The organism is Johannesbaptistia floridana (genome assembly GCF_057440575.1).
In genome coordinates this window covers 1-16,841 of sequence record NZ_JALKVM010000176.1, presented here as the reverse complement: position 1 = coordinate 16,841, position 16,841 = coordinate 1, and the positions used below count along the sequence as shown (strand labels likewise).

Annotated in this window: 9 protein-coding genes; 7 read left to right on the top strand and 2 right to left on the bottom strand. The window is 34.7% G+C overall.

Annotated elements, in window-relative coordinates; translation table 11 throughout:
* Positions 1 to 319 precede the first annotated feature (319 nt).
* The 4 genes from MW688_RS12115 to MW688_RS12100 all read left to right on the top strand — a co-directional run bounded on the left by MW688_RS12115 (position 320) and on the right by MW688_RS12100 (position 9,424).
* Complete coding sequence (locus tag MW688_RS12115) at positions 320 to 874, top strand: hypothetical protein (RefSeq protein ID WP_486736248.1); 555 nt, start codon at positions 320 to 322, stop codon at positions 872 to 874.
* Positions 875 to 884: 10 nt separating this feature from the next.
* Positions 885 to 2,330 (top strand): DUF1822 family protein, encoded by a 1,446-nt coding sequence (locus MW688_RS12110; protein ID WP_486736247.1) that lies wholly within the window; start codon positions 885 to 887, stop codon positions 2,328 to 2,330.
* Between the two features lie 30 nt (positions 2,331 to 2,360).
* Positions 2,361 to 8,426, top strand: coding sequence for an nSTAND1 domain-containing NTPase (locus MW688_RS12105; protein WP_486736246.1), 6,066 nt, complete (start codon positions 2,361 to 2,363; stop codon positions 8,424 to 8,426).
* 665 nt (positions 8,427 to 9,091) lie between these two features.
* Positions 9,092 to 9,424, top strand: a complete 333-nt coding sequence (locus MW688_RS12100) for a PIN domain-containing protein (protein WP_486736245.1) — start codon at positions 9,092 to 9,094, stop codon at positions 9,422 to 9,424.
* A gap of 527 nt (positions 9,425 to 9,951) precedes the next feature.
* Here MW688_RS12100 and MW688_RS12095 read toward each other — a convergent pair.
* Together MW688_RS12095 and MW688_RS12090 are read right to left on the bottom strand one after the other, a co-directional pair.
* On the bottom strand, positions 9,952 to 11,433 hold the full coding sequence (locus MW688_RS12095) for a SulP family inorganic anion transporter (RefSeq protein WP_486736244.1): 1,482 nt from the start codon (positions 11,431 to 11,433) through the stop codon (positions 9,952 to 9,954).
* A 20-nt stretch (positions 11,434 to 11,453) separates the two neighbouring features.
* Entirely contained in the window at positions 11,454 to 12,806 is a 1,353-nt protein-coding gene (locus MW688_RS12090; RefSeq protein WP_486736242.1) for a helix-hairpin-helix domain-containing protein, read from the bottom strand.
* A 578-nt stretch (positions 12,807 to 13,384) separates the two neighbouring features.
* Here MW688_RS12090 and MW688_RS12085 point away from each other — a divergent pair.
* The 3 genes from MW688_RS12085 to MW688_RS12075 all read left to right on the top strand — a co-directional run bounded on the left by MW688_RS12085 (position 13,385) and on the right by MW688_RS12075 (position 16,713).
* Positions 13,385 to 15,160, top strand: coding sequence for a HEAT repeat domain-containing protein (locus tag MW688_RS12085; RefSeq protein WP_486736241.1), 1,776 nt, complete (start codon positions 13,385 to 13,387; stop codon positions 15,158 to 15,160).
* 3 nt (positions 15,161 to 15,163) lie between these two features.
* Entirely contained in the window at positions 15,164 to 15,817 is a 654-nt protein-coding gene (locus MW688_RS12080) for a HEAT repeat domain-containing protein (protein WP_486736240.1), read from the top strand.
* 314 nt (positions 15,818 to 16,131) lie between these two features.
* A complete protein-coding gene (locus tag MW688_RS12075) occupies positions 16,132 to 16,713 on the top strand; it encodes a hypothetical protein (protein WP_486736239.1) in 582 nt (193 codons plus the stop codon).
* Positions 16,714 to 16,841: the final 128 nt, after the last annotated feature.

The following is a 16,841-nucleotide window of genomic DNA, read 5'->3' as shown; positions in this document are numbered from 1 at the left end:
AAATGAACTTTTTCTGAGGTTAATTTAGTACATAAGTTCTGGTGCAAGATATGAGATGTCTCTATAATTGGTAATGATGGAATTTACACTTCCAAATTCATTTAACCAGTTTCTGTATTTTTTCTAACTATTACCGCTATATTTATAAATTACTAATAAATTGTTAATAAATTTTAGGTAAGTTTAGTCCTATTTTTTAAGAAAAGTATAATACTTAACAATAAATATAGCAACACAGTACTAACTTTTCTCTCATATTTCTTTGATATACTTAGATTTTATCTTACACTGATATTAATTGAGATGGGGGAAATAAATAATGTGTGATAGAGAAGAAATTTTACAGGAAGCGATTGTTCAATTAAAACAAAACTTTTATCTGGACACAAAATTATTTTTTGAGGATTTAGCTAAAACTAAGGGTAGAAAACTAACCCAACTAGATCAAATATATTTGTGTAAACAGTTACTCGGTTGTTCACCTGTTTTAATAACTAAAGAGTTAAACCCTGAATTAACTGAAGGATCAACAGAGTTTAAAAATAGATTGAGAAATCTTCGCACTAGTTTGAGTAGAACTGTTAACAGTTATATAACTGAATTTATTTACAATCAAGTATATGAAGGAGAAATAGATATAGAAGAAGCAGAAAGCCTAGTGAATGAAAAAAGGAAAAATTGGTCGATAATTTGTCAGCATCTAGTAAATAACAAGTATAAATTATCAGGAGTTGAGATTATTACTTTAGAATATCCCAAAGTTAATAGTTCAAAATTAGCAGAAATTATCGAGAAAATGTTAGACAAATTGTCTGAAGAATGGGAAAAAGTAAAAATAGTGAAATGGCTAAAAGAACAAATTGATAAATATTAGGAGAAAAATCATGAATAAAACAAGAACTTATCAAATAGAATCAGATTTAATTAAATCCCAAAAGGCTTTAAAGGAGATAAATCCCGAGAATACACCGATAAAATGGGCGGAAAAACAAGTAGAATTGGGCAATTTCTATTTAAAACGAGTGAGAGGGAATAATGCAGAGAACAAAGAAACGGCGATTGCCTGCTACCAAAAAGCGTTAAGAATATATAACCCTCAAGAGAATATCGAAGTATGGACAAAAACCATGCTAAACCTGGGTAATAGTTACCTCAAAAGAATTAAAAGCAATCAAGGAGAAAACATAGAAACAGCCATTGAATGTTTTCAAACTGCCTTGAATCAATATAAGAATATAGATACAATTTGGGCAGAACTACACTATAGTTTGGGTAATGCCTATCAACAAAGAATTACTGGAGATAAGCAAGGGAATCTTAATGCAGCAGTAGAAGCCTACCAAGAGGCTTTCAGAGTATATTCTCTCTCAAACTATCCCGAAGAATGGGGAATGACTCAACATAATTTAGGTGATACTTACTTACAATTAGATAATATAGAAAAAGCAATTAAAGCTTATCAAACAAGTCTTGAAGTCATTAAACAGGCTAATTTTCCTTATCAATGGGGAAAAATACAGCATCAACTAGGGGATGCTTATAAAGACAATTTAAACATAAAACAAGCAATCAATCACTATCAAAATGCCCAAAATGTCTATACTAAAGCTCATTTTCCCATCACTTGGGCAGAAATTGAAAAAAAACTCGCTACATGTTATCTAGAGATTCAAGAAAAAAGACGAGGTCTTGAGTCTTATCGAAAAGTTCTCGAAATTCAAAATCACGAAGCATATCCAGAAGAAGCATCAACTATAGAAGCACAAATTAAAAACTTACAACAAGAACTAGGTATTGTAGAGATAGATTTAAGCCAATGGAAGGAAAGCGAAGAAGTAAAAAAACAGATTAGGAATTTAGGAAAAAGCTTAAATGACAGCCTAGCAGCAATAAATCAAGGACTTGCTGAAGTATCAACCAAACTAAATTGGGTAATTAATGCTAAATCATATAATTTAGAAACTGCGGCAGCGAAAGGAAAATCAGTCACTGCTACCACACCATCCTATCAATTTACTTTTACCCGAAAACTAGTAATTGCTGAGGATAACTATTGGTTAGAAGTCATTCCTGCTACTCAAGAAGATGATTCCGTTGAATGGCTATTTCGTTTCAGTAATGTAGAAAAAAATAAATTTATTCCCGCTAATTTCACCTTGAGATTACTAAGTGAAGATGGAGAAGAGGTTTATGATGAGGTTATTGCTGAAGCACAAAGTGATAGAATACTAGAAGCTAATGTGAATTTACCATTTTGGCAAGGAGTAATTTGGGAAACTGAACCTAAAAGTGGTGATTATCGCGTTGAAATACTAAAATATTCTCAATAGCAATTTAAAAAATCTTTAAAAAAATCTATAATGTCTCTTTTAATGCTGTTGATTGGTGTCAACCACTACGATAATCAAGAATTAGAAGATCTCAAATATTGCGATCGCGATTCTCAAGAGTTAGCCGACGCTTTAACCGAAGTTAATAGAGATACCCCTTCTGTAACTCCCATCATTCATGCTGATGATTCTGTTACTTGGGAAAATGTCAACCAAAGTTTAAATCAAATCCTTAAGAAAGCTAGACGCAATCCTCGTAAAACGACAATTATTTTCTACTTCTCCGGTCATGGATTACTAGTAGACAATGAAAAACCTGTTTTGTGTTTCACTGACACTAATCCTCAGATTCGTCAGGAAAGATTGCCACAAAACAGTATGAGTATCGAATCTTTACAAAATCGCCTGGCTGAATCCCAAGCAGCTAGGCAAATTGTGATTATCGATGCCTGTCATAGTGGTGGGGTTGACTTTAAAAATATAGCTGACCAAATCTTAAAGAGAAAATCCCAAAATCAATTTTTTGCCCTTCTTTCCTGCGGTAGAAATCAACAGTCTTTTGAAGATGACCAATTTAAACATGGTTTATTTACCTATTTCCTAATTAAGGGAATTCGAGAAGGAAGTGTAAATATATATAATTTATTTTCTAACTACCTAACTCCTGAAGTCTCTAGACGCAGAAAACAATTACACCAAACTGAATATATAATTAATTATTTAGATAATCCTCATCTGGGTATAGATTCAGCTTGCTTTGAGAAGACTATTAATAATAATAATGATGATCAAAAACCTCTGTTAGTACAACCCCTACTTCCAAAACCTGAATCATACTATCTCGGTAAGCCAATCTCTACCAATATTCCTCAAGTAACTTCTAAAAAAGCGATTATTTTTGATGCTTTTGCCTACTATAATCAGCAGTGGTCTGACTTGTGTCAAATTCTCTCCTCAAAAGGGGAATTTGACCTAGAATACTTACCCGATGATACTCTAAGAACAACTCAAGAGTCTCTCTCCCTTACTTGGAAAAATCATCACCAGCAATATACAATGATTTTTCTCTATCTTCGAGGCCATGTTATTCTCAATCAACAGGGTAAATATTTAATAACTTCAGATAACCAAAATATTCTAGACTTAACCTGGGTGTTTGAACAGTTACAGACATCTAATATAGAACAAAAAATAATTGTTTTTGACTGTCCAGAAACAGAAAATTCTATTCTTCAGCAGTTGCTTGATAGTTTAGACAATAATTTACTAGTTAATCAAGACTATGCAATTATCGCTGTAGGTAGAGTTGGCGATCAATTTACATTTATGCAACTCTTGGTTAGTATTCTTAAGCAAAATAATCAAGATTTGACCATAGCTAAATTAATATATGAATTGGTGGTTATAAGAGAATTAATAGGTCCCGATAATTGTCGTGTTAAGAAAAAAACCACTCCTAAAGAAATACTCGTAGCCAATCCCAATCAAAACATTATCCCTAACTATCAAGTTAACATTTGTCCCTATCAAGGTTTAAAGTCCTTTGAAAGGAAAAATGCCTTTTTCTTTTGTGGAAGAGACAAACTTAAAGAAAAAATTAAAGACAAAATTAGACAGGAATCAATTTTAACTATAATTGGTCCTTCTGGAAGTGGCAAATCTTCTCTAGTTAAAGCTGGGGTAATTCCCGATTTAGAAACAGAGGGGTTTTGGATCATCATTTTTCGTCCTGGAGAAAATCCTCTAGCTTCGATGAGTTTAGCTTTAAGTAATCAGCCTTCTCCAAAGCAAAAATCATTATTATTTATAGACCAGTTTGAAGAATTATTTACAATTTGTCCTGAGAAGGAAAGACAAGAGTTTTTAGACTCCCTCATAGATGTTTTAGCAAAAAATCCACAATTACACCTAATTGTGATCTTGAGAATTGATTTCTCAGATATGTACTTTAAAAAAGTTCAATTTAACTCAATTATAGAAACTGAAGTGATTCCACCTAGATTGAGTGAAGAGGAATATCGGGAAATTATTATTAATCCCGCTAAAAAACTTAAACTAACCGTAGAAGAAGATTTAGTAAAATCCTTAGTTAAAGAAGGAGAAGCAACAGAAGTTTCTCTACCCCTACTGCAATTAGCTTTAACAAGATTATGGGAAGAAGAAAAAAAACTAGATTGTAATTCCCCTACACAAATACTCCCGAGAGGAGGAGATCATTTGACTCTAACAACTTATCAACATCGGGTAGGTGGCATCGTTAAACTTTTAGAAAAAATAGCTGATGAAGCATATAATCAACTGAGTATTGATGAAAAAAAAGCAGCGCAAAAAATTTTAATAACTTTGGTGAAATTTAATTTAGAAGCCAAGAGAGAATATCCCTATACACGCGATCGCGTTAATTGGTCTCAACTATTAAACTTATTAGGAGAAGAGTTAGAGGAAAAAACAATTGGAAAGACTCTATACAAATTAATAAATGCTAAATTGATTGTAAGTTCATCATCAGGGTCACAGGAAGTAGAAAATCAAGAAATAAATTACGAAATAATTCACGAAGTTTTAATAAGTAAGTGGCCAAGATTGCGAAAATGGATCGAGGAAAATGCAGAAAAACTGAGAAAAATCGCGAAAATAAATCAAAGATACGAAATCTGGGATGAGGGTGGGAAAAAAGAATCAGATCTATTAACAGGAGAGATTCTAACAGAGGCAGAAAATCTAAAACAAGAAATTTTATCACCAGAAAAAGAATATATAGAAGAATCGAGAAAATGGCGCGATCGCCAAGAGAGAGAAGAAAAAGAAAGACGCGATCGCGAACTGAGTCAAACTAAAGCAAAATTGAAAGCGGAAAGAAATACCAATCGAGCAATTTTAGCAGGGGGATTGATAAGTATCGTCTTCTTGTTGATTGTAAATAATCAACGTATAGAAGCAGAAAAGCGAGAAATCGAAACATCGCTACAATTAAACGTAGAAGAATTAGAAGATATACTATCAAGTAACTCAGTAGATGTTTTAGTTGAGATAATCAAACTGACAGGCAAAAGTCAAAAACAACTAAAAAAAGTTCTACCAGAAATTGAGGATAAATTGTGGCAAGTTACTCACCAAGTTAGAGAAAGAAATGTGTTAGAAAAACATCACGGGGGGATAACTTCTGTAGCCATCAGCAAAGATGGTCAATATATAGTTACTGGCAGTCGAGATCAAACTATAGGTTTGTGGAGTATCCAAGGAGAATTAATTCAAATTTTGGGGAAACATAAACAGGAGGTAACTTCTGTAGCCATCAGCAGTGATGGCAAGTATGTAGTTAGTGGCAGTAAAGATAACACGATATGTCTGTGGAGTATCGAATCTGGAGAATTAATTAAAACTTTAGTAAGTCATACAGATGAGATAACCTCCGTAGCCATCAGCAGTGACGGCAAGTATATAGTCAGTGGCAGTAAAGATAACACCATACGTCTATGGAGTTTTCCATCTGGAGAATTAATTAGGACTTTGAAGTCTGGGGATGATGGTGAGATAACCTCCGTAGCCATCAGCAGTGACGGCAAGTATATAGTCAGTGGCAGTAAAAATAAACAAAGAACAGGAAAAGTTAGCTTATGGGATATTAATGGCAATTTAATCCGAGATTTTTCTGGACATCAACAGTGGATTAATACGGTAGCGATAAGTAACGACGGTAAATACATTCTCAGTGGTAGTCGAGATCAAACTCTAGTTTTATGGAGTATCAAAGGAGAGTTGATCAAAACTCTTAAACAAGACGAGGGAGAAATTTTCTCAGTAGCTTTTAGCAGCGATAGTAAATATATAGTCAGTGGCTGCGAAACTAACTTAGAAGGAAAAGGCTTAATTCATTTATGGGATATTGAGGGGAATTTACTACATGTTTTTACTGGACATCAAAAATGGGTAAATTCAGTGGTCTTTAGTAATGACGGTAAGTATATAGTCAGTGGGAGTCAAGATAGTACAGTACGTGTTTGGGACGTTGAGGATCAACTAACTCAAATTTTAACAGGACATCAACATCCAATTACTTCTCTAGCTACAATCGATGATAATCAGTATTTTATAACTACGAGTGAAGATAAAGTTATTCAGTGGCCAGTTACAGGAGATGGCCATCAAGAAATAATAAATTATCAAAACGATATAGCTTCTCTAATTTTGAGAAAGATAAATAAGATTAAATCAATCATTAGCCATGACAATCGAGGAAATGTAAATGTGTTGAATCAAGATAATAATTTACTATCTAGTTTCTTCAATTATCACTTTGACGAGGTAATTCTGAGTTCAAATGGTTATCTTCTCACTAAAAATGATGATCAAAGCCTCAATTTATGGTATGTGTCCGACAAACAAGCTTATAAATCTCTGCTTCTAGATTCTCTTTTAAACATATCAGAACAAATAACCACAGTAGGGATAAGTCCCAATAGTGAATATCTTCTTGCAGGGAGTCAAAATAACACTGTCTCCTTGTTATCAACAGACGGAGAACAACAATATCAGATTTCTACTAATCATCAAGATGAACTCACCTCAATAGCTTTTAATCCCCATCGTCAACAAATTGCCACAGGTAGTAAAGATAAAACTGTCCGTTTTTGGAATCTTGAGGGTGAATTAACCAAGACTATTACATATCTAGAAGAAATTACCTCCATTGCTTTTAGTTCTGATGGTAGATATACTCTTACTATCGTGGCTGGTGAAACTGTTGATTCAGATAAAACTATTCGCTTTTACTTATTTGATCATGATAGTCAAAAATCTAAATCACTTCCCAAGGGATTTAATCAGCATCATTTTACTCAGGTAGTCATCAGTCCTAACAGTCAGTATTTACTTGCAGGAACTACAGAAGGCAAGTTACTATTATGGAATCTTGCTAAAGATAGCTGGCAAGTTTTGGGTAAACACGATAATGGCCAAAAAATAACAGCGATCGCCTTTAGTCAAGATAGTCAATCTATTGTCAGTGGTAGTGAAGACGAAAATATTTATCTATGGTCTTTAGAAGGAAATAGAGAACCTCAGTTTATTGGTAACCAAGATGATGATGTCAATGCCATAGCCTTTAGTCCTGACGGCAATTATATTGTCAGTCAAAGTTATGGTTTAGATTTAACTGTTCGTTTATGGCGTAAACAGGGAGGAGAAGTTTGTCAATTTACCCATAAAAATCGACCTCGATTTTTAGCAGTGACGGAGGAATATATATTTACTGCCAATAAGCAGATTATTTATCAACTAGATTTTAATTGTCAACCAGTTAATAGATTTATTGCGCATCATGGCTTTAATCAACCAAGAGAGTTTAACTTAGAATCCGAATATTTTCTCAGTTTTGACCAACATAATAATGTTTATTTTTGGAATGATCAAGCAGAAATCGTTCACTCTATCGCTTTATTTTTAGAAAGCGATAAAAGTTTTAGGATTAATTATCTAGCTTTAACTCATGACAATCGGCATATTTTTACTATTCACCAAGGTAGTAATCAAGACACAATATATGTTTGGGATAACCAGGGTGATTTTATCGAAGCTAGTTCCCACAAACACAAAGAAAAGATTAACTCACTAGCTATTAGTCCTGATGGACAATATCTGCTTAGTAGTAGTCAAGATGTGATTTTGTGGAAAATTATAGATAATAGGCATTTAGAAGTAGTTAATATTTTTACCAGACATAGAGATATAGTAAGTTCTGTAAGTTTTAGCCAAGATAGTCAATATGTTCTCAGTGTTAGTCAAAAAAGTATTTATTTGCGGCATATTAATAATAATAACTTATTACGCAGTTTTAATTATAATTATCATCCCCAGATTGAGTTTAATCAGATAGCTTTTGCTGATAATGGCCAAGCAAAATATATATTAGCAACAAGTAAAAACAATACAGCCTGGTTGTTAAAAGTTAGTAAGTGGAGAAATTTATTAACAATATCCTGTCGGCGATTACAGCATCATCCTATTTTGGAACTTCCAGAAAACCAAGAAGTCAAGGATATTTGTAGAGAATTTGCTGATTTATCAGAACTAGAAAAAGTAGAGTTGAATAATTAAGTTAAAATTGATAATGGATAGTTAAAAGGTGTAGAAAAATGAAACAAAAAGCTAATTATTTAGGGGAATGTTGGGTTTCTAGCTTAGCAGGGCTGTTTTATTCTAGGGTGTAAATTAGGCGCAAGGCTTGCGCCCTTGTTCTGTAGCTTGCAGTACTTGTAGTTTGTAGATTGAATTGAGGAATTAGCGATCGCCTTTCGGTAAGTTCTGTAGCTTAATGTGACTTCAGTTTGTAGGTTGAATTGAGGAATTAGCGATCGCCTTTCGGTAAGCCCAAGAAGGGCGCAAGCCTTGCGCCCCTACTAAATTAAACACACTTGATCTTATCAGGATATCCTGAGATAATTTGGTGCGTTACTGGCTTCGCACGCTTCACACCCTACTAATACTAGCTAAGTAGGTTGGGTTAAACGTAGTGCAACCCAACACATAACTTAGGGGAATGTTGGGTTTCGTGACCAAGGGCCCAACCTACTAGCTAACCGCTTTTTCGGGGAACCTGGCGATCGCCCTTTTGAGTAATGAGTTTTGAAGTAAGAAGTAATGAGTAAATACCCTCATCAACTCACACCAAAGCATCTTTACCTTCACAGTTTGACATCAAATAAGATGCTATAATAGTGTCATGCTTAAACAAAGTGAAACCAAAATTGTAGTTGACACTAATGTTTTATTTGAAGGGGTTAACTAAACAGGGAGGTGCATCAGGTTTAATTATTGATTGGTGGAGACAAAATTTAATTAATGTTTATGTATCCAATGCTTTAGGTTATGAATATGTAGATGTTTTAAGTCGCAAACTTTCAACCAAACGTTGGTTAGAAACCAAACCCATTTTAGGTTTTCTACTCAGACAAACCCATTTTACTATTATTCATTATTCTTGGCGACCAACTTCACCTGATGCTGGGGATGATTTGGTTATTGACTGTGCCATGAATAGTAATGCTATAGTTGTTACTTTTAACTCATATCTTTCACCAGAACTTATGTACTAAATTAACTTCAGAAAAAGTCCATTTTTCTTTAGCCTAAGATCCTGTTCGGAATCAATTTTTAAGCGCGATCGCATTAATTCTTTAACTCATTACTCATTACTTATTACTTCAAAACTCATCTAGCGGTGCGTTACGGGCTTCGCCCTAACACACCCTACAACTACAACTACTTTTATAGTGTTGGGTTATCTCCCTGCCCAACCTACAGGTTACTACCTTCTTACTCATTACTCATTACTTATTACTTCAAAACTCATCTAGCGGTGCGTTACGGGCTTCGCCCTAACACACCCTACTGGAACGTTTCATCTAAAACTGTGCATTAGGTAATTGATTTCGCCAACCTCTTCATAAGACTGATGTCCTTAGTTAAGCCTGTCTATTGCCCTATTTTAACTGAAACAGTCCACTACTCATACTTTTTTATAGAGGATATTTAATAACCGGATGCGCGTATAATACTCTCCCTCTCCCCTGCTCCCGGAGCTCCCCTGCTCCGGTGCTCCCGGTGCTCCCCCTCTGGAGTGTCAATGGCCACCAGAACCTTTTAAGGCCTCCGGCTCATTATGAGTAGCGAGGCGGTCAATAAGTGTGGCACTAGCTTCATTCATCCCTCGAAGTTCAACTTCAGCGCCTTGGCGGCGAAATTTAATTACTACCTTGTCAATCGCTAAAACAGCAGATTGATCCCAAATATGAGAATTAGTTAAATCAATTACTACCTTCTCTAAAACTTCATTAAAATCAAAGGATTCTAAAAAATCATCTACTGACACAAAGAATAACTGACCAGCTACACTGTAAATGCGCTCAGTTCCCTCTTCATTAATCACCGTATCTACAAAGATAATGTTAGCAATTTTACGGGAGAAGAAGATTGTACTCAAAGCTATACCAATTACCACCCCAATCGCTAAATTATGAGTTAACACAGTTACTAAAACCGTAGTCACCATCACTGCTGTCTCACTTCTGGGTATGCGTCGAATATTTTGCAGAGATTTCCAGTTAAAAGTACTAATAGAAACCATAATCATCACTGCCACCAGGGAAGCCATGGGTACTTGTTTAATCCAATCACTCAGAACTAAGATAAAGAATAATAAGCATACTCCCGCAGTAAAAGTGGAAAGACGCCCTCTACCTCCTGAGCGAACATTGATAACTGATTGGCCAATCATTGCACAACCTCCCATACCTCCAAAAAATCCCGTGATGATATTCGCTATACCTTGACCTTTGGCTTCTTGATTTTTATTACTACTGGTATCTGTCAATTCATCTACTAAAGATGCCGTTAGTAGAGATTCTAATAAACCCACAATCGCTAAGGTTAAGGCATAGGGAAAGATAATTTGCAGTGTCTCAATATTAATTGGTACCGTGGGTATAGCAAAACTAGGAAAAGTAGTAGGTAATTCTCCCATATCCCCTACCGTTGGTACATCTAATTTCCCCCCTATACTTACTGCTGTTAATATCACAATCGCTACCAAAGGCGATGGCACTAACTGGGTAACTAATGGCAATAAATAGATAATTCCTAAACCTACACCTGTCATGACATATACTAACCAAGGAACATCAGTTAGTTGGGGCAGTTGCGCCATAAAAATTAAGATAGCAAGAGCGTTAACAAATCCAATCATTACTGCCCTCGGTACATATTTCATCTGACGACCTAGTTTACACAGACCAAATAAGATTTGTAATAAACCTGTAAGTATAGTAGTTGCAAATAAATATTCTAAACCAAAATCTTTAACTAAATAAACCATTAGTAAAGCCATTGCCCCTGTGGCAGCAGAAATCAGTCCGGGACGCCCTCCCACAAAGGCTGTGGTTACTGCTATGATAAAAGAGGCATATAGTCCTACTTTGGGGTCTACTCCTGCAATGATGGAAAAGGCGATCGCTTCTGGTATTAAAGCTAAAGCTACTACTGTTCCTGCTAACAAATCTTTCGGCACATTAGAAAACCATTCTCGTTGATATGTTTTTAGGTTCAAAATTTCCCCCCTTTTTAATCCTAACTTTTTACAAAATTTTCACTCAAAGAAGTAGTCCTAGCTATAAACCCAGCACTATTCAAAGCATTAACTAATCCTTGTTCATCTTCTACCCAAAAATCTTCACCGAAACGAATCAATTTAGTTTTCGTGCCCAAACGCACTAGGGCTATTACTGGTACTTTGGGTACGGCTTTCTCTCCTGATTGTTCTTGAATAATACTTCTAAGATTATAATTTTTATTATTATCTAAAGCTATTTCTATAGGTAAATCTAACATCACTAGTTTCACCTCTTCAACTGGTTTAGCATCTTCAACTATTAACTGAGTTTGTTCATCTTTTTTTTCTATTTTTCCCCAAACAATTAGCGGTAAATCTTCTCGCAAAATTAACTCTAATTGAGGATAGGTACTAGGAAAAATTACCCCTTCTGCTTGACCTGTAACATCTTCAAATTGCACAAATGCCATAGGAGCACCTTTTTTAGTCATAATTTTCTTTACTTCAGTAATCATGACTACAACACTTACTTTTTTTCTTGATTTTTGCTCGGATAATTGATTAAGATTAATTGGTGATAATAATTTAGCTGATTGTTGAATAGATTTTAAGGGATGTTCAGAAATATAAAATCCTAAATTCTCTTTTTCTAAACGTAATTTTTCTGGTAAAGAAAAATCTTCCACTGGTTTAGAAGTTGGTTCTTGTTCAAAAGCCACATTGGTTTGAGGTTCACTCATCGCCATAAAATCAAATAAATTAGTTTGACCTGTAGCTTTTTCTTTGGCGCGATTTTGTGCCCAACTAATTACTATTTCTAAATCATTCATTAGTTGGTGGCGATTATTTTTAATTGAGTCAAAAGCCCCACATTTTATTAATGTTTCTAAAGCCCTTCTATTAACACTGCGTAAATCTACATTACTGCAAAAATCTCCTAAAGATTTAAACTTCCCTCCCACTTTTTCTCTGGCGCTAAGTATATTATCAATCGCCCCTTCACCTAAATTTTTAACCGCAGACAATCCAAAGAGAATGTTCTCTCCATCGGGGGTAAAATGTTTTTGAGAACGATTAATATCTGGTGGTAAAACTTCTATCCCCATTTTCTGGCAACTTTCTCGATATTTCTCAATTTTATCCTGGTTATCACTGCTAGATGTTAGTAACGCTGTCATATACTCCACTGGATAGTTAGCCTTTAAATAAGCAGTTTGATAGGTAACGTAAGCATAGGCTGTAGAGTGAGACTTGTTAAAGCAATTAGAGGCCACTATTCCACTGCTTAGGAGAAAATTATGATCTTTCGTTACTCCTAAATCATAAACTCTTTGCTTCCCGAGAGATTTTTTTTGAACTATCTTAACCATATTTAAAACTTAATAATTACTTCAGTCTGTGGATTTCTTTTGGTGGCTACGAATTTAACAAAATACTGACATCTTCTTGTTCGTAACGCTATAATGTAAATTATATAATATATGATTAGGAAATAATTAGACCGTCATCTTTAAAAATTACGAGCATGTTTAATAAGGCAATTAACTATTTAGTTATAAATGACATAATCCTTATCTTCAACTTGTAGAGTCTTTTCAGAAAGTTACCATAGTTCCTTCAACCAAAACAAGAAAAAGTTAGGAGAGGAATTACAAAGATGTCCCGTTTTTCCGTTTGATACCAGAAGATATGAGTTTCCTAAGTGTGATTTTTGTGTCAAAAACCCCAATCTATGATGATTCAAAACTTATGTTTATACAGGTATTTGTTAAACACAAATAGATTTTTGGGTTTTTATCAAATATACTGGGAATATTTACTAGGAAAATTTTTAAAGAAGTGGGAGAGTAAGAATCCCGATTTAGATATAGAGACTTTAATCAAGCAAACATATATTACTCAGTCCCACAAAAAATCATGGCAAAACTTCCTTCAGAGATTGTTTTCAATGATTGAGGAGGAGGGTAAAATAGCAATTTTAGAATTGTTATTGACATTGCCTGAGGCAAATGAGCAGGAATTTACTAGTATATTTCTAGCAGTAGACTGTACTCAATTTTTATCTAAAAACCAGAAGAATCTTCTGGTCTTGATTAAACTGCAAAAATACTTACTAGATTTGAGTAATTATGAATTAAATTACAGTTATGAACCATATTTAGATTCTAAAGCTACTAAAATTGTTCTGGGTATTCATTCTCAAGCAATTTTAGCTTTAGGAAAAATGAGTAATTTTTTCTCAGAGAATCTGAAACTACTAAAAAATAATAGTATATATCAGGAAAAATGGTATATTAGACAAGCATCATTAGAAGCTTTAGAACCTTGTTTAGATTTTTTGGCAACTCAACAAGCCAATGGATACTCAACTACATTTCAATGGTTAGAATCAATCGTTTACCAAGATGAAGACGAAGAAGTAAGAAAAACAGCTATAGAAATAATCTCTAAACATTTTCGCCTTTACCCGGGGATTAAAGAATTATTACAAAAATGTGCCCTAGAAGATAAGAATCTCTATGTACAACAAACCGCTATACAAAGTTTAGCTAGAGGTTGGTATAGTAATAAGGAAATCTTTGAGTGGTTAAAAAAATTACTCTGTTCAGAGGCGGATCCTTATTTAAGGGAAACAATATTAGAAGAAATAAGCAAATTAGGACCAAAAGACCCTAGTAGTCTAGAAATTGTCAAAAATTTAGTAGAAAATGAAGCAGATGCTTATGTAAGAGGGATGGCTTTACAAGCATTAGCTAAACAATGGCCTCAGGAAGTTGATACTTTGATTTTGTTGAGACAAAAAGCTTTTTTAGACTCAGATAGTTATGTACGCAGTATAGCTATCCAAAGTTTAGCTAAAAGAAAAGATAATCAGGCAAAAATAATTACCTGGTTAAAACAATCAGCTTATTTTGATGAAGATGAGTACGTCAAAAGCATCGCTATTCAAGAACTATCTAGGTGTTGGTACGGACAAAAAGATATTTTCCAATTTCTCCAAGAGATTGCTATTAGTGAAGAAAATCAATATGTTCGCAGTATCACCATCAAAGAATTAGCCCAAAAATGGAAAGGTGAAGAGAAAGTTTTACCATTATTGCAGAAAATTGGTGAAACAGCTCAACAGATAGAAATAAAACGCATCGCCATACAAGCCATCGCCCAAACTTGGCCAGAAAGAGCCGAGGTGTATCACTGGTTGAAATATAGAATAGTCAATGAAACAGACCAAAGCGCTAAAATAATCGCCATTCAAGAATTAAGACGATATACCAAGACCAATCCAGAATTACTTGAGTGGTTAGAAACTCTCATGGACAAAGAAGAAGCTATCGAAGTAAAAAGCGTCATATTAGAAGAATTAACTAAATCTTTTTCTGATCAACTAGAAATCATTAAATTTTTGCAAGTAATTGTCCGCAATAATAAGTACTCCTCTCTGAGAAGTACAGCTTTGCAAGAACTTACTAGGATTTGTCGGCAACAATACCCTCATAAAAACGAAGAATTATTCAAGTTTTTAGCGAAAAGAGCGATGCAGGACCCATTTGAGCGTAGTTATCCCTTTGAGTACAATCCTAGACAAACAGCTTTAGAATTGATTATAAAATACTATTCAAACCATCCATCTACCAAATCTTTACTAGAAAATTGTGCTCAAAATGATCCCGATGAAGAACTAAAAAGGTTCGTTAGAATGGAATTAGCAAAAATCAACCCATAATATATGAATTTAGCAGAGATTGCCGCCCAGTTAGAAAATCCTGATTCAGGTAAGCGTATGGTCGCTTTAGCATCCCTGAGAGAAGTACCTGCTTCTGAAGCAGTGCCCCTAATTAAGAAAGTACTTAACGATGAAGTACTACAAATTAGATCCATGGCAGTTTTTGCTTTAGGAGTAAAAGGCACACCAGAATGTCTTCCTATTTTAGTTAAATTATTAGAAACAGATCCAGATTACGGAATTAGAGCTGATGCTGCGGGAGCTTTGGGTTATCTAGAAGATAAGAGGGCTTTTACTCATTTGGTTAGAGCTTTTTATGAAGATACCGAATGGTTAGTAAGGTTTAGTGCAGCTGTAGCTTTAGGTAATTTGAAAGACCCCCAGGCCAAAAATGTTCTTCTAGAAGCTTTAGAAAGTGAAGAGGTAGTGCTACAACAAGCGGCGATCGCTGCCTTAGGAGAAATTCAAGCAGTAGAAGCAACAGAAGCGATGTTGCGCTTTGCTAAATCTGAAGACTGGTTAGTGAGACAGAGATTAGCCGAAGCTTTGGGTAATTTTCAAACTGAACAAAGTATTTCTGCATTGAAATATTTAGCTAAAGATGAACATCCCCAAGTATCTCAAGCTGCCCAAATATCTTTGAAAAATTTCGGTTAAAAGCTTACCCTACCGAGTAGGTTGGGTTGAGGTTACGAAACCCAACAATCTATAGCTGCTGAGAAGGAAAATCAAAAAATAGCTAGAGAAATTAAAAGTTTTTTAGGGGTAAACAGTCTCCATTTCAACCCTATTTTTACCTCTGGAAAGGTAAATTAGAACTAATTGGGCCCAAAGAAATTATTAATGAGATAATTATACCAATCATCAGATTTGCTGTCAGTGTAGGTGGTGTTGGTAGAGGCTGGAGGCGTCCTCTACATATCTTTTCTTATCCTAATGGTAAGCCTGCCGCTAGGGGAACTTATCTTAAGATGACTTATAAAGTCAAAGATAAAAAGACAAAAGAAATGACAAACAAAAACTTAGCTTTGCATCCCAATAAATCTACAATTTGGCAGGATTTATATAATAAATGGTTAAACAAAGTTGAGGAAAAATGGGGACCACGAATTAATAAAGAAGTCAATCAAAGTTTAGAAGCGGAAGTTTTTTCTCCCTATACCTGTTCTATTTATACTCTACCTGGACCAGATGAAGAACCAGTGGATTTTAAGAACCTCAATTGGGATATTACCGATAATGAAGAAACTAGAGGTGATGCCGTAGATTTAATTTACTCAAGTCAAAAACCTCGCAACTATAAAAATAACCCTAGTGTAGGCGGTAGCGCGGGTCATGGCAGCGCTAATTGTTCTTGGGTAAGTATCCACCGCGTCAATTTGAGAAACCAAGAGTATGAAACTGATTGTCAAGAAACCGTCTGTTTGTTTCTAGGAGGTAAAACCCCCAAAGATAATCATATTCGCATTCAATTTCTTAAAGACTTAAATAGAAGTACAGGAAATACCTACCTATTTGGAGTGCGTCCGTCAAGTAATATACCTCAACAATAGCCTAAGGGGCGATCGCACAAGCAGAGTATTAACAAAAGTCACAAAAATAGCCCAAGGGGCGATCTCAGATCTTGCATCTTTACCCAAAGTTACTGGTGGGGGTTGAGTAATGAGTTTTGAAGTTTTGA